Below are 1,192 nucleotides of genomic sequence, written 5' to 3'. Positions count from 1 at the left end.
CTTGGGCAAGTACAGCTCCCGGTCCACCAGGGCACGGCCGCGGGAAGTGGCATAGGCGGCGAAGACCCCGATCTGGCAGTTCTCGGTGCGGCCGGGGGCTTGTATTTCAATTACTGCTTGCTCTTGTGGAGTTGGTGGGAGGGTGGACCATGCCTGTGCGTCCGCCCGTCACCGCGTTACGGGCCAAGTTCGATCGGATCCTGCCGCATCTCGACGAGCGGCGCCGTCGGCTCTACCTGGCCAGCGAAGCTGTGGCGATCGGCCACGGCGGGATCGCTCTGGTAGCCGCCGCCTCCGGGACCAGTGCTTCCACCGTCTCGCGTGGCGTGACCGAGCTGGCCGGGGACCCGGTGCCGACGCGGAGGGTCCGGGCTGCGGGAGCCGGCCGCAAGCCGTTGACGGTCACCGACCCCGGCCTGTCGGCGGCGCTCGAGGCGCTGATCGAGCCGCACACCCGGGGTGATCCCGTCTCGCCGCTGCGGTGGACCACCTTGTCGCTGCGGTCCTTGGCCTCGACCCTCACGTCACAGGGCCACCCGGTCAGTGCCGCGACCGTCGGGCGTCTGCTGCGCGGCCTGGGCTACAGCCTGCAGGGCACCGTCAAGACCACCGAGGGCGCCGGACATCCGGACCGCGACGCCCAGTTCGCCCACCTGAATGCCACCGCCGCCGCCTTCCTCGACGACCGGCAGCCGGTGATCAGCGTCGACACCAAGGCCAAGGAATGGCTCGGCAACCGCGACCGGCCCGGCCGCACCTGGCGGCCGGGCAAGGACCCGATCAAGGTCGACTGCCACACCTTCACCACCAGCGACCAGCCCGTCGCCATCCCCTACGGGATCTACGACATCGCCACCAACACCGGTTGGGTCAATGTCGGGACCGACCACGACACCGCCGAGTTCGCGGTCGAGTCCATACGCCGCTGGTGGCGCAACCGCGGACAGGTGCACCACCCGAACGCCACCCGGCTGCTGATCACCGCCGACGCCGGCGGCTCCAACGATCCCCGCCGCTGGACCTGGAAGAAGCACCTGGCCGCCTTCGCCCTGGAAAGCGGCCTGGAGATCACGGTCTGCCACTTCCCACCGGGCACACAATGCCGTTGCTTGAGTCAGTGAACTATTGCCGGTCGCAGGGTGATGACCTTGGGCGCGACGCGTCGTGTCGGCTGCCGGTCATGGGTGCTGAC

General features: G+C 69.4%; 1 pseudogene. It reads left to right on the top strand.

The features are described from left to right. Positions 1-149: 149 nt before the first annotated feature. Positions 150-1,097 (top strand): annotated as a pseudogene (locus AB0442_RS42560) (ISAzo13 family transposase); the annotation flags it as partial. Positions 1,098-1,192 lie beyond the last annotated feature (95 nt).

Source organism: Kitasatospora sp. NPDC085895 (genome assembly GCF_040702125.1).
GTDB lineage: Bacteria > Actinomycetota > Actinomycetes > Streptomycetales > Streptomycetaceae > Kitasatospora > Kitasatospora arboriphila.
Note: the sequence above shows the minus strand (reverse complement) of the source record. Positions and strands in the feature narration are given on the sequence as shown.